Source organism: Paenibacillus sp. FSL H7-0716 (genome assembly GCF_038002705.1).
Lineage (GTDB): Bacteria > Bacillota > Bacilli > Paenibacillales > Paenibacillaceae > Paenibacillus_AQ > Paenibacillus_AQ odorifer.
In genome coordinates, this window is sequence record NZ_JBBODA010000003.1 from 1 (window position 1) to 22730 (window position 22730).

Annotated in this window: 11 protein-coding genes; 3 read left to right on the forward strand and 8 right to left on the reverse strand. The window is 44.6% G+C overall.

Annotated features, from left to right (window positions below):
- Window positions 1–165: 165 nt before the first annotated feature.
- The 4 genes from MHH60_RS04860 to MHH60_RS04875 all read right to left on the reverse strand — a co-directional run bounded on the left by MHH60_RS04860 (window position 166) and on the right by MHH60_RS04875 (window position 4382).
- Window positions 166–1125: a glycoside hydrolase family 43 protein gene (locus MHH60_RS04860; protein WP_179088950.1), complete on the reverse strand. Its 960-nt coding sequence runs from the start codon at window positions 1123–1125 to the stop codon at window positions 166–168.
- Window positions 1126–1229: 104 nt separating this feature from the next.
- Window positions 1230–2126 (reverse strand): carbohydrate ABC transporter permease, encoded by an 897-nt coding sequence (locus MHH60_RS04865; protein WP_036675639.1) that lies wholly within the window; start codon window positions 2124–2126, stop codon window positions 1230–1232.
- A gap of 53 nt (window positions 2127–2179) precedes the next feature.
- Window positions 2180–3058 carry a carbohydrate ABC transporter permease gene (locus tag MHH60_RS04870; RefSeq protein WP_076138280.1) on the reverse strand — a complete coding sequence of 293 codons (879 nt, stop codon included), beginning with the start codon at window positions 3056–3058 and terminating at the stop codon, window positions 2180–2182.
- 79 nt (window positions 3059–3137) lie between these two features.
- The gene (locus MHH60_RS04875) at window positions 3138–4382 is read right to left on the reverse strand and encodes an extracellular solute-binding protein (RefSeq protein WP_076101554.1); all 1245 of its coding nucleotides are present in this window, start codon (window positions 4380–4382) and stop codon (window positions 3138–3140) included.
- 276 nt (window positions 4383–4658) lie between these two features.
- On the opposite strand from MHH60_RS04875, the gene MHH60_RS04880 reads away from it, so the two are divergent.
- The 3 genes from MHH60_RS04880 to MHH60_RS04890 all read left to right on the forward strand — a co-directional run bounded on the left by MHH60_RS04880 (window position 4659) and on the right by MHH60_RS04890 (window position 11923).
- Window positions 4659–5564 (forward strand): ArsR/SmtB family transcription factor, encoded by a 906-nt coding sequence (locus MHH60_RS04880; protein ID WP_076126270.1) that lies wholly within the window; start codon window positions 4659–4661, stop codon window positions 5562–5564.
- 473 nt (window positions 5565–6037) lie between these two features.
- The gene (locus tag MHH60_RS04885) at window positions 6038–10816 is read left to right on the forward strand and encodes a LamG-like jellyroll fold domain-containing protein (RefSeq protein WP_076138281.1); all 4779 of its coding nucleotides are present in this window, start codon (window positions 6038–6040) and stop codon (window positions 10814–10816) included.
- Window positions 10817–11008: 192 nt separating this feature from the next.
- Window positions 11009–11923: an ArsR/SmtB family transcription factor gene (locus MHH60_RS04890; RefSeq protein WP_076100540.1), complete on the forward strand. Its 915-nt coding sequence runs from the start codon at window positions 11009–11011 to the stop codon at window positions 11921–11923.
- Between the two features lie 49 nt (window positions 11924–11972).
- Here the strand turns inward: MHH60_RS04890 and MHH60_RS04895 are convergent, their stop codons facing one another.
- The 4 genes from MHH60_RS04895 to MHH60_RS04910 form a co-directional block, all read right to left on the reverse strand.
- On the reverse strand, window positions 11973–12254 hold the full coding sequence (locus tag MHH60_RS04895) for a DUF6171 family protein (RefSeq protein ID WP_076100542.1): 282 nt from the start codon (window positions 12252–12254) through the stop codon (window positions 11973–11975).
- A 12-nt stretch (window positions 12255–12266) separates the two neighbouring features.
- Window positions 12267–13763, reverse strand: a complete 1497-nt coding sequence (locus MHH60_RS04900) for an alpha-N-arabinofuranosidase (protein WP_076138283.1) — start codon at window positions 13761–13763, stop codon at window positions 12267–12269.
- Window positions 13764–13871: 108 nt separating this feature from the next.
- A complete protein-coding gene (locus MHH60_RS04905; protein ID WP_076138284.1) occupies window positions 13872–14579 on the reverse strand; it encodes a DUF421 domain-containing protein in 708 nt (235 codons plus the stop codon).
- A gap of 162 nt (window positions 14580–14741) precedes the next feature.
- The gene (locus MHH60_RS04910) at window positions 14742–22595 is read right to left on the reverse strand and encodes a polysaccharide lyase family 8 super-sandwich domain-containing protein (RefSeq protein WP_341161115.1); all 7854 of its coding nucleotides are present in this window, start codon (window positions 22593–22595) and stop codon (window positions 14742–14744) included.
- Window positions 22596–22730: the final 135 nt, after the last annotated feature.

Here is a 22730-nt window from a genome sequence, read left to right on the forward strand (position 1 = left end):
CTGGGGTCCGCAACCTTGCTCAAATGTCCAAAAATTTGCAAATAGCGTCAGCTGAGTCCTTAAGCCTCAGGAGGGTTATAACTATGACTCTTATAAAAAACAACAGAGCAGTGTTTCTCCACTGGGAGAATCATTGCTCTGTTGTTTTATGCGACAAATCCCTTTTTATTTCGTATCCGGTCTAGGTACACCAAAGTTTGGCGTTCCGTCTTCATTCCACTGGATTACTTGCACACGTGCGTGACGATTCGGATCGTAAAGCGGATCACCGACAATTTCCTTATAGCTTCTAGCATGGAAAACCAGGATATCCTGTGTGCCATCCTCAGAGACAGTAAAGCTATTATGTCCTGGACCATATTGGCCGTTTTCCTCAGAAGTCGTAAACACAGGTTCAGGTGTCTTGAACCATGATTTTGGATCCATTAAATCACTATTTTCATCAGCAGTCAACAATCCCATACAGTAGTTGTGATCTGTTGCACTAGCTGAGAAAGTCATGAAAATGCGTCCATTACGCTTAAGGATTGCCGCGCCTTCATTCACCAAAAACCCGATTTTTTCCCATTCGTATTCTGGAGTGGTGATGCACACCTGCTCACCTTTTAGTGTCCAAGGGTTCTCCATTTCGGAAATATAAATATTTGAATTGCCAGGGATAGCAGGATCTTTTTGTGCCCAAACGTAATATCTAACTCCTTTATGCTCAAAAGTTGTTGCATCCAAGGCAAAAGATTCCCATTTTGTTTTTATTTGACCCTTTTCCACCCATTCACCCTCTAAAGGATTTACGGATGGGTTTTCTAATGCAAACATGCGATGATCAAATAAACCATCTTTCGTATCAGAGGTATGTGCAGCTGCATAATACACGTACCATTTTCCATCAATATAATGAATCTCTGGCGCCCAAATATTAGCACTCATCAAACCTGTTTCATGCTTAACCCAAATGGTCTTTCCTACAGCCTCAGCCAATCCTTGAATGGATTCAGAACGGCGAAGCTCAATTCTATCGAACTCTGGAACTGAAGCTATGAAATAGTAGTACCCGTCAGTATGTTTATAGATCCAAGGATCTGCTCGTTGCTCAACTAGTGGATTTTTTACATTAAATTCTCTCACAATGACAACTCCTATATTTATCTCTTTTTTTATATTTGCAGGTCACCAAAACACACCCTTCCTTATAAGAAGTCAAGGTGTATTTAAGTTTAAGTTCATTCGATCTAACCTTTGATACCCGAATTCAGGTTGATGGATTGAACGAAGTATTTTTGTGCAAAAACGAATAGCAGCAATGTTGGAATAATCGCCATGATTGCCGAGCCCATTAATTGTCCGATCATACGATAGTTTCCGTAGATGTCTTGCAATAAGAGCAAACCAGCGGTAATTGGCATTTTGTCTACATCTGTGTACACGATAACCGGCCAGAGGAAGTCATTCCACGATCCAGTAAAGGAGAACAGTCCGCAAACAATCAATATTGGTTTAACTAACGGCAATATAATTTGTGCGAAAATTCTAAAGTCACTTGCACCATCAACTTTAGCTGATTCATCTAATTCTTTTGGGATACCGTTCATAAACTGTCTGACCAAGAAGATATTACCCATACCCGCAAGACCAGGGATAATCATAGCCCAGGAAGTGTTCACCCAACCAAAGGAGTCAATGATTTTATACGAAGGAATCAAGTTAACAACGCCCGGGAAGAAGGAGATCCCCAGCAAAGTAAAGAACAATGTGTCTCTTCCTTTAAACTTAATACGGGTGTATCCAAAACCTGTAATCGAAATAACAATAACAACCAGAATGGTGTGAGATGTAGCAATAAACAATGAGTTACCTAACCAACGTAGAATTGGAGCTGTAGAGGTATTGTTTAGGATTGTAACGTAGTTCTCAAAGACCCACTCTTTAGGAAATAGTCTAAAGCCCGAGGATACTACTTCCGTTTGTGATCTAAATGAGGTGGAAATCCCGAATATAACAGGAATGATCCAAATCACACATAGGATACCTAGAAATATATAGGAAATATATTTTGAAATACTTACACTGGAAGAGCCTTTTATTTTGCCTGTTGTATTTACAACTGGATTTACTGCCTGGTTTGACATTTTAGTACACCTACCTTTTCCATTTCCTTGTTAGTCAATTAGTTTCTGCGAACCTATGAAGCATTTCGGTTCATTACAAAATATTGCAGCGCTGAGATCACCAAAATAACTAATCCCAGTAAAACTGCCATAGCTGATGCCATCCCGGCGATGGACTCACCGTTACCGAAAGCTAATTGACGAATATACATCATTAGAACGTGTGTACTTTGTCGAGGTCCGCCATCGGTCATCATTAACGGTTGGCCGAATACATTAAAGGCACCCGCAGTTGTCATAACAAAGGTATAAATTAATGGAAAACGAATAGATGGCAAGGTAATACTAGTGAACTTTTTAATAGAACCCGCACCATCGAGCTCAGCCGATTCATATAACTCTTGAGAAACGCCACTTAAGGAAGCACGATAGATAATCATGTTGCCCCCAATACCACCCCATAAAGTAATTACAATGATAATAATCCACGCATAGGGTTGATTTGCAGGCCAAGCAATTTGTGATCCAAATAGATTACCAGTGATCCCAAGTTGCTTATTAAAGATCAAAAGCCAAATTAGTGCGGCTGCAGAAATTGAAATCAAGCCAGGAATATAAAGAATAGATTGAATTAAGCTCTTCATTTTAACTTTTTTATGTTCCAACGCCACCGCGACCATTAATGGAATAATAATCAGCAACGGAACAGACATAGCAACGAAAATCAATGTGTTTTTTAGGCCTCTGAAAAATTGAGTATGAAAGGTTGAACTGTTGTCAAAAAGAATAGCTTTATAGTTATCAAAGCCTACCCATACCGGATCACTCATTAAATTCCATTTTGTAAATGAAGCATAAATCCCATAAATCGTTGGCAATAAAATGAAGACAGCAAACAAAATAACATGCGGACCTACAAAGAAAGCAGGTGCCCAATTGATTTTCTTTTTCATAGGAATTCATTTCTCCTTTTGCACAAAGTAATGCACCATAACATGGCACATTACTTCGTACAATCTATTCTATTTTGCTTTATTTTGCTGCACTGCTGCTTTCCGCAATTTTATCTTCAACAAATTTTTGCATCGTTGCCAAAGTCTCATCAATATCAACGTTGCCACGCACAATATCCGCACAGTAAGTATCTACAGCTTCCGCAATGTATGGGTAGTATTCATAGGTGTAAATGTATAGGGATTCGATTTCTTTTTCATCAGATGTAAAGAAGGATTGCATAAAGTCTTTGTACTCAGGGCTTTGGTTAACTACGTTACTTGCTACGTTTTGTCCAGCTTTTGCCCATTCCATCGAATTCGTACGAACATATTCCAAGAAGTTAGCAATACCCACTTCTTTTTCATCTGTTCTCTTATCATTTTTCAACATAGCGAACAAGTGAGAAGAAGATCTGTTGGTGAATTTATCAGGAGTAGGAGAATAAACATTGGTCACGCCAAAGTTCAAGCCTTCAACCCCAGCATGTGCTGTAGAACTCCAAGTTCCGTCTGTCGAGAAAAGTACATTTTGAGATTGGAACATCAAGTAACCGTCTTCACCAAATGGAGTCATCAGGCCAGCATCGGCAATTTTCTTAACATTTTCAAACGCTTGTTTAAATACAGGGGTGTTAACAGCCGGTTTTCCATCGACTTGGATATCCCCGCCCAAATCTTGAATTTGAGCCAAGATAACCCAGCCCAGCAAGGCATCATTAACTACGTAATCGCCTTCATCCAATTTACCTTGTAAGGAAAGCATTTCATCAATAGTAACAACGTTATCATCCAAGAAGGATTCAGCGTTATATTTTTTCAGCAAATCTTTATTGTAATACATTACGTTACTATGAATATCAAGCGGAACTGTGTATTGAGTTCCATCGATATTACCAGTGTTCCAAGCTTGTGGTAAGTAATTTTCAGCTTTCAGTTCAGGTTGTGCTGGCAATACGGTATCTTGCATGGATTCCAGTACACCTTGTTTAACAAACCCAGGAACACGGTCAGCGTGGATAATTGCTAAATCAGGAACACCTTTGCTAGATGCCAAAACTGTAGAAATTTTTGTGTACATATCAGCCGTAATAACATGTTTTACTTTAATTTCGGGATTCGTTGCATTGTAGTTTTTAACAATTTGATCCATATAAGCACCGTCATCACCGGTCAGCGGTGTCCAGAACGTAATCGTCTTACTATCATCTTTACCACCGCATCCTGCCAAAACTGTCGATAATGTTAGAACCGTTGCTAATAAAACTCCAAATTTCTTTTTCATTACTCTCTCCCCCTGCAGCTGTAATGTTAAGATAACCATTCATGTTCACTTTCTTTGAAAACGATTAACTTGAGATTAGTATACATTCATTGTGAAAGCGTAGTCAATAACATTTAAATAAACTTAACAGAATTTTTTTTCGTTTAATTAACCTTTTGATTCATCTCTCGGAGATGAAAGCGATATTATATTTACTTCGGTTACCTTTCATGTTACTTTATATATAGATTAATAAACTTTACAGTATATGAAATAACTTTGAAAGAAGTGGGTAAAATGCAGTTGGAAATCGACAAATCCTCTCTTGTTGTTTACGAAGCTTTAGCGAGTGAAGTACGCATCAAAATTATTCAGTTGCTCTCCAAAAATAAGATGAACATCAAAGATTTGGCAGAAGAACTTAAAATAAGCAGTCCTATCGTTACCAAACACATTAAAAAACTAGAAGATGCAGGGCTCATAAAAACTGAAAAGGTGCCTGGTAAATCCGGAATGCAAAAAATCTCAATCCTTAGGGTGGATCATATTGAGATTAACTTCCCGAAAAAAATCTTTCACTCCTTTGCCTCCTACGAGACATCAGTGCCGATTGGTCATTATACCGATTATGATCTGAAACCTACTTGCGGACTTGCTACAGATAAGGAGTTTATCGGCAGAGTAGACGAACCTAAGTATTTCATGGATTCTAAAAGAGTGGACGCAGAGATTCTCTGGTTCACGCAAGGTTATGTGCAATATAATATCGCTAATTTCCTAAAAAAAGAGGAAACCCTACAGCAATTTGAGATTAGCTTAGAGCTTTCTTCCGAATTCCCCTTTGCTAATGACGTATGGCCTTCAGACATCACCTTTTCTTTGAATGGCTTGGAATTAGGGACTTGGACGAGCCCCGGAGATTTCGCTGATGCTAGAGGTAAATTCACACCGGAATGGTGGCCACACAATATCAATCAATACGGATTGCTAAAAACGATTAGAATTACAAACCACAATGGAACTTACATTGACGGTGACCCGCTGTCTCAGGTTTCGATAGAGGATTTAGATACGAATTGTGATCGTTGGACCTTTCGGATCGAAGTGAAGGAAGATGCAAAACACGTAGGAGGAGCAACGATTTTCGGAAAAAAATTCGGAAACCATGATCAAGATATCATTTTCAAATTGTACTATCTGTAAATTTTTCATTTATGATCTAAGCAAAACTGGTTCTTTTGCGGGGGTGAACAACTAATTAGCTATTCTTCCTTAGCTCCCCCCCACCTGTTATGCCCTCTCTTTATCTTGCTGATATATCCCGCCTAGTCATCCATTCACCACATTTCACTCTTACCCATTTCAGCAGTAATCACCAGTAGTTAAATCATGTGCCTCTATTTTGAATTTATAATTTATATAAATATAAAAAGATTCATAGATTATTAAATTTCTGTTTGACTATTTGCTGATATCATGCTTAAAATGAGAGCATTATAAAACGTTTTCCGTGTTATGGTTTAGTAATAGATAAATTAAAACCATTTTCATATTCGAAAGCGTTTTTTTAGTAGCTAATTTTGTAAGCGTTTTACATTTTTTTCAGTAAAGAAGGGAGGAATTGGAAAAATACGCGTGTACAAGCTCTACATCACTAGAATCGGAGGATCATACATTTGAGAAAAACTACTGGTAAACTAACCGCTTCCCTGCTTGCACTCACTCTATTAGTGCCTGCTCCATTAATTTCTGCAGCTTCTGCAAGCGATTCCAAATCATTCGCATTATCCACTCAGCAACAAACCGCCGATTATTCCGGCCACTGGGCACAAAAAGATTTTCAAACCTGGGTAGATAAGGGCTTGATTCAGGGTTACGGAAACGGAATATATAAGCCAAATCAAGAAATCAACCGTGCAGAGTGGGTTACTCTAGTTAATCGGGTCTTTAATTTGCAGGAAAAAGCCGAAATAGGCTTCACGGATGTTTCCACGACAGGTGGTTACTACAGCGATATCCAAAAAGCAACCGCTGCAGGATATGTAACAGGTTACAGCGATGGCACCTTCCGACCTGCACAGCAAGTAAGTCGGCAAGAAGCTGCAGTAATGTTATACAGACTGTTCCAACTCAACTCATCTGTTGGCACTTCTGCACCAAAGGATGCTGCTGATTTGCCAGAATGGAGCCAAGAAGCAGTATTGTCTTTACTTGGTGAAGGTTATCTGCAAGGCTACACTGACGGCAGCTTTAAAGGAACTCAGGCTGTAACAAGAGCGGAAGCACTGCGCATGATTGAGAAGCTTGGCGGAGAAATCACGCCTAAGAGCGGAAGCTATTCAGGGATTAACACTCGGAATATGGTTATCAGCAGCCCAGGCGTAGAGTTGAAAAACTCCACAATTTCAGGGAATCTCTACCTTACCGAAGGTATTGCTGAGGGCGATGTCACGCTGAATAATGTCACTGTTAAGGGAAAAGTATTCGTTTCTGGTGGCGGTGAGAACAGTGTCGTACTAAGCGACTCCAATGCTGCTGAAATGGTAGTAGATAAGCATAACGGCAAGCTGCGCGTCGTTACTAGAGGCACAAGTGCCGTACCAAACGTACGCGTACATTCCAGTGCAATACTAGAGGAAGATGCATTAACAGGGGCAGGTTTCAGCCGGGTTATTGTTGAGAATACGCTGCCTAAGGATTCCATCCTCAAGCTGAAAGGAAGCTTTGATTCCGTTGAGCTTCAAGCGTTGGGAGAGCCTACACTCCATCTGACAGCAGGCAGTATTGCTGAAGTTACACTGAAGCAAAAAGCCAAGCTGCGTGTAGAGGCAGGTACAGAAATCAAGAATTTAATCCTTGGTTTCAACGATATCCTAACCATTCAAGGCACGGGTAAGGTTATCTTTGATAGCAAGTACAGTCAGCTAATCCATTTTGAAACACCAACTCCAACGGCTACGGCAACCACTGGTACCGGTGGATCTAACGGCGGTTCTGTTGCTACTTCGGCTCCGGAAGTTACAGCTACTCCGGCTCCAACGGCTACACCAGATCCGACAGCTACACCAAATCCGACGGCTACACCTAGTCCGACGGCTACACCTAGTCCTGGAGCAACTGCACCAGCACTCACCAATGTCTCGGTACATGATCCATCTGTGGTTGTGGATAAAGGAACTTATTATGTATTCGGCTCACATATCGATGCGGCCAAATCAGATGATCTGATGAACTGGACACAGTTCACTAATGGTTATACAACACCGGGCAACGTGATTTTTGGTGATCTGTCCAAGAATCTGGCAGAATCCTTCAAATGGGCTGGCGAGAACGATTCGGACAGTAAAGGCGGATTTTCCATCTGGGCACCGGACGTATTCTGGAATAACGATTATAAGAACGCTGATGGAACAACTGGCGCTTATATGATGTATTACAGCGCTTCTTCTACTTATATCCGTTCGGCGATTGGCTACGCCACTTCGCAAAATATCGAAGGGCCTTATACTTATGGAAATACCGTGATTTATTCCGGGTTCACCAAGGAAGAGGCTTATGACAGTGACAGTAAAGTAAATAAGAAATGGGACAATACAAATATCAAGGACCTTATCGGCAATGGAACGCTGGAAGGTGTCAATCCAGATTGGTTTAATGCAGGTGGTTTGTATCAAAACAAAACCTATACAAATGCAATTGACCCAACTATTTTCTACGACAAAGACAACAAGCTTTGGATGACTTATGGTTCATGGTCAGGTGGTATATTCATTCTGGAGATTGACCCAGCGACAGGAGAACCTAAATATCCTGGCAAAGATGGAAAGACCGCTGATGGACGTCTTATCGACCGCTATTTCGGAACCCATATTTCTGGCGGAATGACCAAATCGGGTGAAGGTCCGTATATCGTTTACGACAAGGATACTGGTTACTACTTCTTGTATGTAACTTACGGTGGACTGGACTCCAAAGGCGGTTACAGCATGCGGCAGTTCCGTTCAACAAATCCGGACGGCCCTTATACGGATGCAGCAGGACAGAATGCTGTTCTAACTACCGATGGTGACAACACACCATATGGTAATAAGCTATTAGGAAACTTCATGTTTACAAATCAAAATGCAGACCCGAATTTCCAAACGTATGGTTATGTGTCCTCAGGACATAACTCGGTACAATATGATGATGAAACGGGTAAAATATTTAACTTCTTCCACACTCGTTTCCCACTCCGTGGTGAAACACATGAACTTCGTGTGCATCAAATGTTCACTAACGAAGATGGCTGGCCAGTAACTGCCGTACATCGTTACACGGGTGAAACTATTGGGGCTGTAGCACGGGATAATGTTGTCGGCTCTTATCAGTTCGTTAACCACGGCAAGGATGTTTCAGGCATTATCAAACCTACAGTAGATATCGAGCTAAAAAGTGACGGAACGATCGCTGGATCGTTAACCGGAACTTGGGAATTGAAGGATGAGTACTTCGCTCATTTGCTCATTAACGAAACGGAAAATGGAAACACCGTACAACATCTCTACAAAGGTGTATTTGTGAAGCAATGGGATTCCTCACGCCAACAGCATGTTATGACGTTCACCGCAATGTCAGATCAAGGGATCACTATCTGGGGCAGCCAGATGGAATCGATGAGCGCTGAGCAGATTTTGAACAATATTGCTGCAGGCTTGAGTATTGGTGACACAAGAAAAATATACGATGATATCACCCTTCCTACGGAAGGCTTGCGCGGAGCAGAAATTTCATGGTCCTCTTCCAATGAGGCTGTAATTGCTAACAATGGTAAGGTTACTCGTCCTGAACTTGGACTTGGAAACGCTACAGTTGAACTGACTGCTACAATTAAGCTAGGCGAAGTCGCAGTAACTAAAACCTTCACCGCCATTGTTATGGAAAAAAAGAGCACGCAACTGGAAGACGGCTTAGTAGCTGCCTTTGACTTTGATGGCGACCTTGCAGAAAATGGTGATCGCACAGCTGACGGCATAGTCACCGGAAATCTGATCAACAAGACGGATGGGAACATCACTTTTGAAGCAGGTAAAGACGGTCAGGCAGCCAAGTTTGATGGCAAATCCGGTGTTCGTCTACCTGACGGATTAATTCAAAGTAGCGCATACTCGGTAGGGATGTGGCTGAACCCATCCGAATTAAAAGCTTTTACTCCTGTATTCTTCGGTGCTAAAACCGAAACGAACTGGTTCAGTCTGCTGCCATATGGAAACGGTGGAGCAACCACCAGACTCTGGTTCGGTAGCGAGACTTGGCTAGATGCTGATACAGGCTTACAAATTCCAGTTAACCAGTGGACGCATGTCGCCTTCACTTACAATGCTGGAACAGTCAATATGTACGTAAATGGTCTATTGAAATCCTCTGGAAAAGGATTCACAGATATTTTTGATACAGAAAACGGTGTATTTGCTCTTGGTGTGAACTACTGGGATGCACCATACAAAGGTTTGGTTGATAAATTCCGCGTGTATGATAGAGCATTGTCTGCGGAAGCTGTTGGCTGGCTTGTAAACGGTGAGCCTGATACGAACATTAAAGTAAGTAATATTTCATTCAGTGAAGCTGTTAAATCAGTAGCTGTAGGAAATACTTTCACCCCTCAAGTAAGTGTGCTTCCGACCAATGCCGGAAATAAGGCGCTAACTTGGAGCTCTAGCGATTCCAGCGTAGTAGCTGTTGACGCAGCGAGCGGAATAGTAACAGCACTAACTGTCGGTGGCCAAGCTGTAATTACTGCAACAGCGACTGATGGAAGCGAAGTTTCAGCCAGCTACACAGTAAATGTAACTGATGGAAAAGTAGCTCATTATGCTTTTGATGGCGACCTGGATGACTCCTTCCAATTGAACGGAAAAGGCGAAGTTACAGGAGCAAAAGTAGATAGCCCAACAGTAGGCAATATCACATACGGTAACGGTGTCCTCGGTCAAGCTGCAATATTCAACGGTACCTCCGGTATCCGTTTGCCTGATGGATTAATTGACAGCAATACCTATACCGTATCTATGTGGCTAAACCCTGAACAACTTACAGATGCAACAACTACTTTCTTCGGCGCTGCCACTAAAAATAGCTGGATTAGCTTCGTTCCTCAGAACGGTGGCGGTAAAACGTTGTTATGGTCCGGAGAAGCTTGGTATGATGCTATTTCTGCCATGAAGATTCCAGTAAATACATGGACACATGTTGCGTTTACGGTCAGCAATGGTACCGTAAAAGTTTACCTCAACGGAGTAGAGCAGTTCTCTGGTGAGGGCTTCCCGAATGTCTTTAAGAACAAAAACGGCGTTTTCGCTCTAGGCGTCAACTATTGGGATGCACCATTTAAGGGTATGATTGATGAACTGAAGATTTACAGCAGAGCACTCAAGTCAGATGAAGTACAGGCAGAGTATAGCTCGAACGTAGATTAAGCAAGATTTGATTTGAAAAGAGAGCGGAGCCACAGGCTCCGTTCTTTTTTTAAAGTCCCATATTGTAAAAAAAGTCTTTAACTAATATAATCATTAACTATACATCCGAAATAAACGTCGATTTTTATATTGTTATTAATAAATTTCTTAATCATTGGCGATTAGCCCATAAATTTTAATTGGAGGCCATTTATGAAACTTGACCTGTCGGAAGAATCCCTTCCCGTCTATGAAGCTTTAGCCAGCTCAGTACGCCTGCACATGTTGCGTTTGCTTGCCGAAAATCCTATGAATGTTAAGGAATTGGCCGCAGCAGTAAATTTGAGCAGCGCCATTATGACTATGCATGTGCGTAAGCTGGAAGCTGCCGGACTGATCCAGACGCATATGGCACCTGGTCGAAGTGGTCTGCAAAAGATCTGTACTCTAGCTGCTGAGGGAGCAGAAATCACCTTCCCAGGCAGACAAATCAATGAGCGCAAAAGTTATCGCAAGGAAATTCCGGTTGGACATTACTCCGACTTCCTAATCGAGCCAACCTGTGGTCTTGCAACTACTGAGAAAGTGATCGGCAGTTTTGATGATCCCCGCTATTTCTGGGATCTTGAGCGTATGAATGCGGGGATTCTTTGGTTCGGCAAAGGATTTATCGAATATAAAATCCCTAATTTCCTACTCTCCAGCCAGCATCCTGAGGAACTGATTATAACCATGGAAATTGCTTCCGAAGCACCTTCCATTAATAATAATTGGCCTTCGGATATCACATTCACTCTGAACGGAGTGAAGCTTGGATTCTGGACAAGTCCCGGTGACTACGGGGATAGCCGTGGTAAATATACACCAGCCTGGTGGCCAGCACTCACGAACCAATACGGCTTGCTCAAGCAGCTGCGCATTACAGCAAAAGGTACATTTATGGATGGTTTGAAGCTCTCAGAAGTTACCCTTGATCAAGTGAATATCCGTGACAAACAGTGGTCTTTCAAGCTTTCCGTAGATGAAGATGCCGAGCATATTGGCGGGATTACTCTTTTTGGCAAAGGTTTTGGAAATTATAATGAAGATCTAATCGTTGAGTTGTTCTATACGGATAACCAAGAATAAAGCCGCATTCCCCTCCCATTGGAGAGTCGAATGCGGCTCTTATTTTAGCTTAATTCTTTTCGATAAAGGGACCCCACAAGCCACCCCCGGGCAATGGACAACTACGTTCTTTAAGCTTGGCTACTACGGGGATGATGCAGCCGCAAGCGACGCAAGTTACCCCTTCGTGCAGCTTAGGGCAAGTCCCACAAAGGGCAACCCGTTCAGCATAAACTTCATCTGGAACACAAAACTCTGGCTTAAACATGGAAGAAGACAAGATACGATTAATCTGCGTTGGCGTAACTTTATAATCCTCTCTGCATCCCTTGCATGTTGATGTTGTTGACATGGTAACACCACCTTAAGCCTTCGGCGTAATCTCCAGCACAGTTACTGACATTGGAGGCAGTTCAACATTAAGAAGATCGCCCTCCAGAGTAAAGGCAGTGAAGGCTTGCGGCACTACCGCCTCCGGTTGGCTGAAGGTATTGTGAGCATCAATTTTATCACCGGCAAGTGTTGTGCCTGTCACTTCAACCTTCTTCCCGGAAAGACCACGAAGCTCAAGTGGAACAGCAGCAGAAGCAGCATGGTTCAAGTTGCAAAGGCTGACATGGATGATTCCAGCAGCAGTTACGGAAGCCGAAGCAGATACTTCAGGAATCTCACGGCCTTCAAAGCTGTAAGTGCCACTTTCCAGTGCCAAATCCAGCAGCTCCGCATCCTGATGAACTTTAAACATATTGAACACATGATACGTAGGAGTCAGCACCATCTTTTCCCCTTCGGTCAATATAACTGCCTGAAGTACGTTAATCGTCTGCGCAATATTTGCCATCCGTACCCGGTCACTATGTTTATGGAAAATATTCAAGGTCACGCCTGCTACAAGAGCATCCCGAATAGAATTTTGTTGATACAGGAACCCTGGATTCGTTCCCGGCTCTACATCATACCAAGTTCCCCACTCATCTACGATAAGACCTACTCTTTTATCCGGATCATATTTATCCATAATAACGCCATGTCTGGTGATCAGCTCATCCATGCGAAGGGCTTTCTCTAATGTACTAAACCATTCACTCGTTTCAAAGCCTGTAGCTGCACCTTTATTCTCCCATGCTGGACCAGGAATTGTATAATAATGCAGAGTAATCGAGTCCATAAAGCGTGTTGCCTCACGCATCAGAACCTCCATCCAGTGATAATCATCCACGTTAGGACCACAAGCAATCCGGTGAATACGATTGTCCCCGTAATTACGTACATACGTCTGATATTGGCGATAAAGATCTGCATAATATTCTGGACGCATATTCCCGCCGCAGCCCCAGTTCTCATTCCCCACGCCAAAATAAGTCACAGCCCAAGGCTCTTGATGGCCATTCTGCTGGCGAAGCTCGGACATTGGAGATACGCCTCCAAAGGTTAAATACTCCACCCATTCGGACATCTCTTGAACGGTACCACTGCCCACATTACCGTTAATGTAAGGCTCACATTCCAGCATCTCACATAATTCCATGAATTCATGTGTACCAAAATGGTTGTTCTCAACCGTTCCGCCCCAGTGAGTGTTGATCATACGTTTACGACCTTCACGGGCTCCGATACCATCTTTCCAGTGATATTCATCTGCGAAACAGCCGCCTGGCCAGCGAAGTACAGGAATTTTAATTTCCTTAAGCGCTTTCACGACATCATTACGAATACCGTTGGTGTTAGGAATAGTTGAATCTTCTCCAACCCAAATCCCTTCATAAATACAACGGCCAAGATGCTCGGAAAAATGTCCGTAAATATTTCTGTTAATCGTCCCTTTGCGAATGTCAGTATTAAGGATCGCACGTTCTGCCATGGTTAAATACCGCCTCTCAACGTTTATGTTTTTATTAACTAATTAATAATTATATAAACATTATAAGACGCTGCTTAGGTATCCGTCAATCTCCAATATGAACAAAAGCTATTCTTTATCAATAGGTTTTTTTATCCCGTCTTCATAATAGTCAAAAATGAGCTGCTGCTGCGTTCCTCTTACCCCGTAAAACACATCAGAAATTTGTTTTCCCTTACGTCTTAACTCGTTCTCCAGCCATTCTTGGGTTAGGCCATTATCCTTAAGATTATCTGCGAGCATTATTCCATCCATAATCAATTCAACGGGAAAGCTCTGAGGAACGGACAACAGCTTTAGATCTTTTCGGGTAACATATTGGTACTCTTGTTTCTTTAATACAGATACCATTCCGTTATCTTCCAGTACAGCGTATTCTACTACCTCTAGATTAAAAATTTCCTTTTCTCTCAAGGCTTGATCCAAAGAGTCCAACGAATACCTTACCTTTTTCATATTTTGCTCAAGAATTTTCCCATCCTCAATAAGTACAGTGGGTGAACCTGAAATCCAGCTTCTCATTTTACGACTTTTTAAAGCGATGATAGATAGTAAAAAAGAGGTAACGGTAACGACTATAAGCGCCAGGATCATGTAGGAAGAATGCAGCTGTTTATTAAACGCCAAGTTCGCGGCTATTGAGCCCAATATAATACCCGTCACGAAATCGTGGAAGGTCAAGTTAGATAACGTTTGTTTTCCCAATATTTTGGCGATCAGCAAAAGCATGATCATAGCAACAAAGGCCCGAAGCACAATGTCCACATACACCTGCATCTCTAATGCTCCCTTCCTATTCAATCCTCCATTATTCACAAACCGAGTAGAAATGAAACCTCAACGAAAGCTCTGCCCATCCAAACCTGCCGATTTCTCTAAACGTCAAAAGGGCTCTGGAATGGTTCTACTGAACCTTCCCAAAGCCCTGGCTTCAAATTCTTACTTTTCAGTCTTAATTGCTAAAAGATTGTATAGAACCATTGCACTCTCAGCTCGAGTTGCTGAGCCTCCCGGAGCGAATTGCTGGTCACTTCGACCCTGGATAAGTCCAAGGGCTTGGGCAGCAATGATCGATTCACGGGCCCATGAGGCAGCCGCATGCAAGTCACCGAATTGGATTACAGGCTTTGGTTCCACCTTTTTCCCGCTGACATATTCGTAGGCTCGCATCACCATGACCGCCATCTCTTGGCGGGATATAGGGGCTTCTGGAGCGAAGAGAGTCTCACTCACCCCATGGACTATCCCCGCTTCTACAGCCTGCGCTACTTCCTCCGCATACCACTCATCCGCAGATACATCCGCAAATGCTGTAGATGATTTCCCTTCAAGTCCCAGCAAGCGGATCAGCATAGCTGTAAATTCTGCACGGGTCGCTGACCGGTTCGGCTCGAAATTCCGAAGTCCGACTCCTTGAATCAGATGTTTGGCCGATAGCTCTTGTACAACCGCCGCCGCCCAATGTCCAGAAGGAACATCGTCATACGATTTGTTGTATTCCAGCACGGCATATGTGCCTAAGTATTCGGTGCGTAAAGCCACCTTGCCCTTCAGCCAGGAACCGCCCGCATACTCTATATTTCCGGAATCCGGAAAATAATAGCCGCCGAGCAAATTCCTTTTGGCCTCAGGGTAGGCGTTAAGCTCTAATGTAACGGGCTCAACAAATTGGTGAAGTATGCTTCTTGTACCGTCACCAGCAACAATATACAGGTTAAAGAAAAGGAACTCTCCTGCCTGGTTTAGCACTGCACCAGATTTTTTCTCTGCGCTAGCTAGTATTCTCTGCGCCGCTTCCCCATTCACCTCAGAAGCCTCCAGAAAGATCTGGCTACCGGCCAATTGCTCCGCAGGAATCAAACCCCGTAATTGTTGAAGCACCGCTGCCGGAAGGGTCATATTAAAGTTAGAAGCCTCTACCCGAAGCGGCTTCTGTTTGAGCATGTCTGCTGCCATCCCCGGCAATACTAGCATTCTCAATTTACCATCGTAGACAATGGCTGCCGAAAGATCGTTCAACGAAGCTGCGTTTAGTTGCAGCCGCCCCGCCGTTACCTCCGGTACGGAAGGCACTTGTGGTTGCGGACTCGGAACAGTTGAAGTATTGTCTTCCGCTTGTAGAATCTGAAGCGTCAGACTGCTCTGCCGTCCTCCGTAACTTGCAGTAATCACAGTCATGCCCGGATCAAGTGCTTGCAGCTGCCCCGTTGCCGTTACTGTGGCTACCTTCCTGTTACTGCTCTCGTAGATCACACCCTCGGTTACCGTAAGGTGGCTATCATCACTATATACCGCCGTTGTGACCACCTTACCGCTCTGCCCTATTTCCAAGGATGTCGGACCGCTTAACGAAATAGAGACGAGCTCCGGCAGTTGTTCATACACCTTTAATAAATAGGAAGCGGTCATGTTGTCATATACGGATGAAATAACTGAAACGCCCGGGCCTTTAGCTTCAATATGGCCATCTTTGCCTATACTTGCGACGTTAGGATCGCTGCTCTCATAGACTATACCTTCGGTTACTATATAACGGCTGCCATCGCTGTACACTACCGAAGTAACCGCCGTTCCGGTCTCCCCGACACCCAGGCCTTCCGGGCCGCTAATTGCCGTTGAGACTCTTTCTGTAGGCTCCATGACCGTCACCTGAAGCTGTCGGAACGGCTCTACATTGCCAGCCTTATCCACCGAACGATAATCGATCCCGAAGGTTCCCGGGTTCTCGATATATACGCTCTGAGTAACCGTATTCCATGCACCACCGTTGAGCCGGTATTCTGTCCGCTTGACTCCCCAGCCGACAGCTCCCCCATTGGATTGGTCGGTGACATCAAATATGATATTGACTTTGCCCTTATATGCGCCACCTTCTCCAGTTTCTCCAAGAATGGTAGCCTTCGTGACTGGAGGTGTTGTATCTTTCGGCAAAATTTCCAGATACGCGGCATATTTGCCATTCTCACTCTTACGGCTTCTTATGTCTGTGGCGAGATTATAGCCTACCTGCCTAAGAGCCAGACTTATCACCGGATCGGAAGGGAACTCCGTGCCAACCCATGAGGTGATATCGAACTGCCGCCACTGCTCCGGTCCGGAAAAAGTCTGCAGCGCAGCTTGAGTACCGATTTTTGGAGCATTATTGTAATTTAGCGTTGCCTCCGTCCAATCATCATCTTGCACTCCAAATACACCGATATCGGACAAAGTGCCTGCCCCGTCATTTGTCTTTCCGAACACATTCAGCTTCACAGAACCGACTTCGCCGACAAACGGACTCAGATCGAATTTTAGATAAACCCTTCTGTCTGTGTCCCCGCTGCCATTTCTGATTTGCAAGTAATTGACCGAACTATAATTGACTGCAGCTTTCGATCCTCCATTGACATACGCATCTTCAGAAACATACAGCTTCGTTATTGCCGCTTCGTCTGGTTCCGAATCGGAAGGCTCAGAAGGTTCGGCATTCGGATCTATTCTGAACTTGACAACATGGCTTTTTCCTTTGGACCCGCTTGTATGAATTGCGAGTTCAATCCTCGGCGAGGTCTGCATTACCGTTACGGTTGGATCTTTCATCAGTTCTTCCAGCGCGGTTCTGCCGACATCCACATTCACCACAGATTGAGACTGTGTCGGATCCGAAATGGCTATCGTCAGTTCATCTCCAGACTCCTTGATAATAATGGAGGCTGGATGATTGGCGCGCACGGATTCGATCATTCCCGGTACCCAGAAGTTCATAGCCGTAAGTCCCAGCTTCTGTTCCTTGACGGCTTGCACACTATCCGTGTTGGCTATAATTTCGATGTCAGGACTACTGCTATAGCGCGCTGTCGCCGTTTCATCCTGATTCGGCAGAAGCACATACGAATACGATTGATTCACCGGATTCGTTCCCTGAGCAATCGACAGGCTGGCATAATTTCTCGTAATCGGCTCCGTTGATCCCCCTTGATTAATATCCTTCCATGCGCCAGTCCGAGACTCACGCAGACCGTCAATCGTTGGGGCATCAGGGAAATAATAACCGATTCCCGAGCCGGGAACATTGCCTTCCAGATGTGCCCAATGCACCTGATTCATTGACTCAGACCAACCCAGCGCGGATGGCTTGGCCTCTCCGTTGACCGTAAGTACATTGTCTCCGCTCGCCTTGAGCTTACGGTTATCTACGATGGTCTCCACCTTGCGGTTATCTGTGCTTGTAATGCCTGCCCCAAGCGCTACGATTTCATCATCGAACATGAACCAGGACTTTTTACCGGACAATGTGCTGTTATCCGGATCCAGATCCATGCCGGCCGCTCCATAAAGGCCGTCTATGGATGATCCTCCCACCCATGTTTTAGATGTAGTCTTGGCTGCACCGCGACTTGCCCCATCCGATGTAACCCCAGGCAGACGATAAGCGTTCACGGTCGGCCAGAATGCATCTGCATATTGATCCAGATCCTGATTATACAGATAGGTCATGCCTTCGCCTGTATACCAGCCCTTCAGGTTCTCCGTCCCGGCTTCATAGTTGGCGATTCGGGCCGAAGACATGCTGAGCCCAAAGGCATATCCAGGCCGGTGATGGACAATCCGATCCATAGCTGCAAATTGCTTGTGCACAGTAAGGTCTCCCGATGGCTGCACCTCTGGATCATTCATAAGCGTCTGGAGCAGAACAATATCGGCTACTCTTAGACCGTCGTAATAACTTTCTACTACCGTATCGGCTTCGAACCAATACTTCACCATCGATTTAAATCGGGCCGCTTGCTCCGGTGGAGCGGAAGAAGCCAGCCGCAAAATATGCGACCAAGGCACGAGCTGCCGGGTTCCCCGGGCTATCGATCTACCGAACACCATATCCATCATTAATTTTCTGTAGACAAGAGGTTCATAAGAATCCGTTACCCAGTTATATACATTCTTCAAATTGGTATCAGTCAGCGGCCAAGAAGACCCTGTCAGCAAGGTCATCATCTTCATCATATCGCCAAGCAGTACAGCCCCGTAGCTGCCGGTATAAGCAATATTATTATGCTGGATAAAGGAGCCGTCCTCATAGAATCCATCTCCGCGGGTTACATAGGGTAATACCTGGCTAACGGCGTCCCGTCCCTGTTTGATCTTCCCGCTGTCACGATTGTGAATACCCCTCAGGACTACTGCCAGTGCTTTATCCAACCGATTCGCGCCGGTTTCCATCAACGAGGGTTGATTGGTCCGTTTGGTTGGGTCCGGGCAGAATTTATCAATGGCTTTGGTATATTTGGTAATCTGATCGGCTGACAAATACTCGAACATTAAGGCCATCGTATCTCCCAATGCAAGCGGAATGCCGATCTCCCATTCGAACCAATTGCCTTTCTCCAGTTTGGTTTCGTTATACCAATTCGCGTATAGGAAATCTAAACCGTCCAGAATATCTGATTTCAACTGCATATTCTCGTACAATGGTGAGCCGGATGTCGAAAAGGCAATAGCCATATCCTTCAACCGGTTATAAGAGGCTGCCGTATCAAAAGCATCCGCTGTGCTGCCCGGCTTATCGCTCCATAAATAAGTACGGTTCATTTGCTTGTTCATCGTATCCCAGAATCCAGTTCGCTCCTGATTACTGATCTTATCGGATAAAGTCTTTATAGACTTGGCAATGTCCGGGTTATTCGGGTCGAAGGATTGCCCTCCGGTCAAATACTCCACCCATCTTCCACGAAGCTCGTCATATTCGTCTTTTGGAGTCTCTCCTTCAGTAATATTAAATTTCAATACATGCGTTGCCCCTATAGAATTCTTCACATCCACCGTTATAACTGTATTTCCCGAAGCTTGCACTACATCCGTCTTGCTATCTTTGCTGAGCAGTGTCAACCCCGGTATATCCAGTTCCAGGGACAATAGGCTTTGCGACTGAGTAGGATCAGACACCGAAACGACAAGCTCCTGATCGATCTGCCGAATCATCACGGAAGCTGGATTGAGTGCCTTGATGGAATCTACCGTTCCTGGATTCCAGAAATTAGCGGCGGTTATGCCCAGCTTCTTCTCTCTGACCGCATGCACATCCTTGCTGTTGCTCAGCACTTCGATATCCGGGTTGCCACTATAGTCTTCAGTACCGGCAATGTCACGATTAGGCAACAGAACATAGGAGTATGAGCCATTCGTAGGCGTATCACCATGCTCAACTGCCAGGCTTAAATAGTTGCGCGTAATGGGAACATCGGATTGAGTGGTATTAATCTCTTTCCAACTGCCGGTTCTGGCTTCACGTTGCGCCAGTATACTTGGAGCTTCAGGGAAATAGTAGCCCACGTCGGAACCTGGCACATTACCCTCCAGATGGGCCCATTGAACGTTCTTTAACGTCGCTGACCATCCGGACTGTGACGGTTCTACAGCTCCGTTGATTAGAAGTTTGTTGTTTCCCACTTCGTTTAGCATCCGGTTATCGATAATCGTCTCAACAGACTGCGGGCCGGCAGTTGATTTGGAAATTCCCGAACCAAGCGCCACAATCTCATCATCGAACATAAACCAGGATTTCTTGCCTTGCAAATCGCTACCGGTCACTTGGGAGAGTGAGAAATCCATACCTGCTGCACCGTATAGGCCTTCCAGCGACGATCCACCCACCCAGGTTTTCGGATTCATGTAACTTTTCCATTCCACAGGTACCATTCCCTGCCCCGATCCATCCGTTGTCGTGCCAGACAAGCGGTAGGAATTGACGGTAGGCCAGAAGTCATTGCGGTATTGGGTCAGATCCTGATTGTATAAATAGGTCATCCCAATCCCCGTATACCATCCTTTCAGGTTCTCGTTGTTCCCTTTCTCAAACGCCGAGATGCGATTCGAGAACAGACTCAAGCTGAAGCCGTAACCTTCGCGTAGATGAACCACCCGGTCCATGCCGGCAAATACCTGATTCTTAATGAGAGCTCCTCTTGGATTGATCTTCCCGTCATTCATCAGCTTTTTCACAATCGTTATATCGGCAAGCGACAACCCTTCATAATAATTGCCGGATGTCATATTCGCTGAGATCCATTCTTTCGCCGCTTGCTTAATGGATACTGCAATATTCTCCGGAGCAGTTTCAGCCATCCGCAGCAAGGTGACAATTAACCCTCTTGCGCTGCCGCTTCCTTTTCTAGATATACCTCTGCCATTTACCGAATCCATAAATTGACCGTTGTAGATCACCGGCTCGTAAGTCTGAGCCACCCATTCGTAAATGTTCAGAACATTCGGGTCCGTTATTGGCCATGGAGAATCGGTCAGCAGATAAGACATATCCGCCGTCCCTTTGAGCCAGACCGAACCATATCCTCCCGTATAGGCAATATTATTATGCTGAACGAGGGAACCATCCTTATACACACCGTCACCATGGGTCGTGTACACATACTCGGAGCCAATGGAATCACGGCCCTGAATGATCTTTGCACTGTTGTTGCCAATCACGCCTCTTACCGTGACCACAAGCGCTTTATCTAGTAGATTTGCTCCCGTCATCTTCGTGCCCTTAACGCCAAGCACCGACCCTACTTTGGGGTCTGGACAGAAGGCATCAATAGCCGCAAGATACTGATTGATTTGCTGCGGTGTTAGATGGTCGTACATGAGCACCATAAGATCATTCACAATCTGCGGTGTGCCAATCTCCCAGTCCCACCAGTTTCCATAAGCGCTTTTGCTCGGATTATAGCGGTTTGTATACATCCAATTGATTGCGTTTACAATATCATTCGCCAAAGCGCTGTTGCCGTAAAGCTCCGATCCCTCCACAGAATAGGCCAATGCCATAGTCTTCAAGTGATTGTAAGCGCTTGTAATAAACTGCGAATCTGTAGTGCTCGCGGTATCACTCCACAAGGAGGTGCGGCCGGAGGATTTATCCATACTCTCCCAAAGTGCAGCAGCCGATGCAGCCTGAGCGCTAATACTAGCAGCTATATCAGGATCACTCCCATCGTATTGACCACCACTTAATCGGTCGTACCATTTCAGCCTCAGCTTATTGTAGGCCTGTATCGTGTCGGGAGCTTCGACAGTAACCAGACATTCGGCTGCAAGGCTACCATCCGGTGTAGCGATCTTGATAATCGAAGAGCCGATCCCCGTACCCATTACATTACCAAGTGCGTCCACAGTCGCAGCTTCTGGATTGCTCGAAGTCCACACTACCGTTTTATCCACCGCCGTTATAGGGGATAACGTCGGCAGAAGTGCAACCGTGTCCCCTTTGACCATAGAAAAGGCCGTACGGTCTAGCGCAATTCCTGTAAGACCCGCATATTCCTCCAATGCGATATCATCTATCCATAGCTTTCCTTTTCCAGTCTCCAAAAAAGGCTCGATGACTAGCTTCGTCGCGTTAGCCGGCATAGTTAGAAGTACTTGCTGCATACCCCAGTCCTGTGTGCCTGTTATTTTGGGAGAGGAAGGTCCATCTCCCACTTTTGCAGTATTGTAATACTGTGTTCTAAAGTAGGCTCCCTGTCCAGTGACGTTGTCCGTCTTTAGCCAGACTTTAAGTCTGTAGGATTTACCGGGGATAACCGAAGTTACCCCCTGATTGATGGAAATCCTACTTGTGGCAAAGGCATCGAACAGCATGGACTGGGTTCCTTCATGCGCAGTGCCAGTGTCTATCTTAATATTCGCTGTTTTATTCGTGCCTTTCCCGCTACCTGTAGGGACCCATAAGCTCCAGCCCACCGGAGCAGCGTCTGTAACCCCTGTCCAGGTTGAGTCAAGGGCTGTCGTTGTATTCTCAAAGCTTCCGTTAAGCATAAGATTTGATGCAGCCGCAGATGCCCTGCTATGCGAGGGATAAAGAACTCCCCCACAGGAAGAAAAAAGATCAACAATGAGAACTAATACTAAAAATAGACTTGGTTTACGCATTTGTTCACCCCAATCTTAGAA

Excerpts from the sequence above, each read along its gene's own strand:
- MHH60_RS04910 (WP_341161115.1), bottom strand. The coding sequence starts at position 22,595 with ATGCTTAACGGAAGCTTTGAGAATACAACGACAGCCCTTGACTCAACC.
- MHH60_RS04905 (WP_076138284.1), bottom strand. The coding sequence starts at position 14,579 with ATGCAGGTGTATGTGGACATTGTGCTTCGGGCCTTTGTTGCTATGATC.
- MHH60_RS04880 (WP_076126270.1), top strand. The coding sequence starts at position 4,659 with ATGCAGTTGGAAATCGACAAATCCTCTCTTGTTGTTTACGAAGCTTTA.
- MHH60_RS04865 (WP_036675639.1), bottom strand. The coding sequence starts at position 2,126 with ATGTCAAACCAGGCAGTAAATCCAGTTGTAAATACAACAGGCAAAATA.
- MHH60_RS04890 (WP_076100540.1), top strand. The coding sequence starts at position 11,009 with ATGAAACTTGACCTGTCGGAAGAATCCCTTCCCGTCTATGAAGCTTTA.
- MHH60_RS04870 (WP_076138280.1), bottom strand. The coding sequence starts at position 3,058 with ATGAAAAAGAAAATCAATTGGGCACCTGCTTTCTTTGTAGGTCCGCAT.
- MHH60_RS04895 (WP_076100542.1), bottom strand. The coding sequence starts at position 12,254 with ATGTCAACAACATCAACATGCAAGGGATGCAGAGAGGATTATAAAGTT.
- MHH60_RS04875 (WP_076101554.1), bottom strand. The coding sequence starts at position 4,382 with ATGAAAAAGAAATTTGGAGTTTTATTAGCAACGGTTCTAACATTATCG.
- MHH60_RS04900 (WP_076138283.1), bottom strand. The coding sequence starts at position 13,763 with ATGGCAGAACGTGCGATCCTTAATACTGACATTCGCAAAGGGACGATT.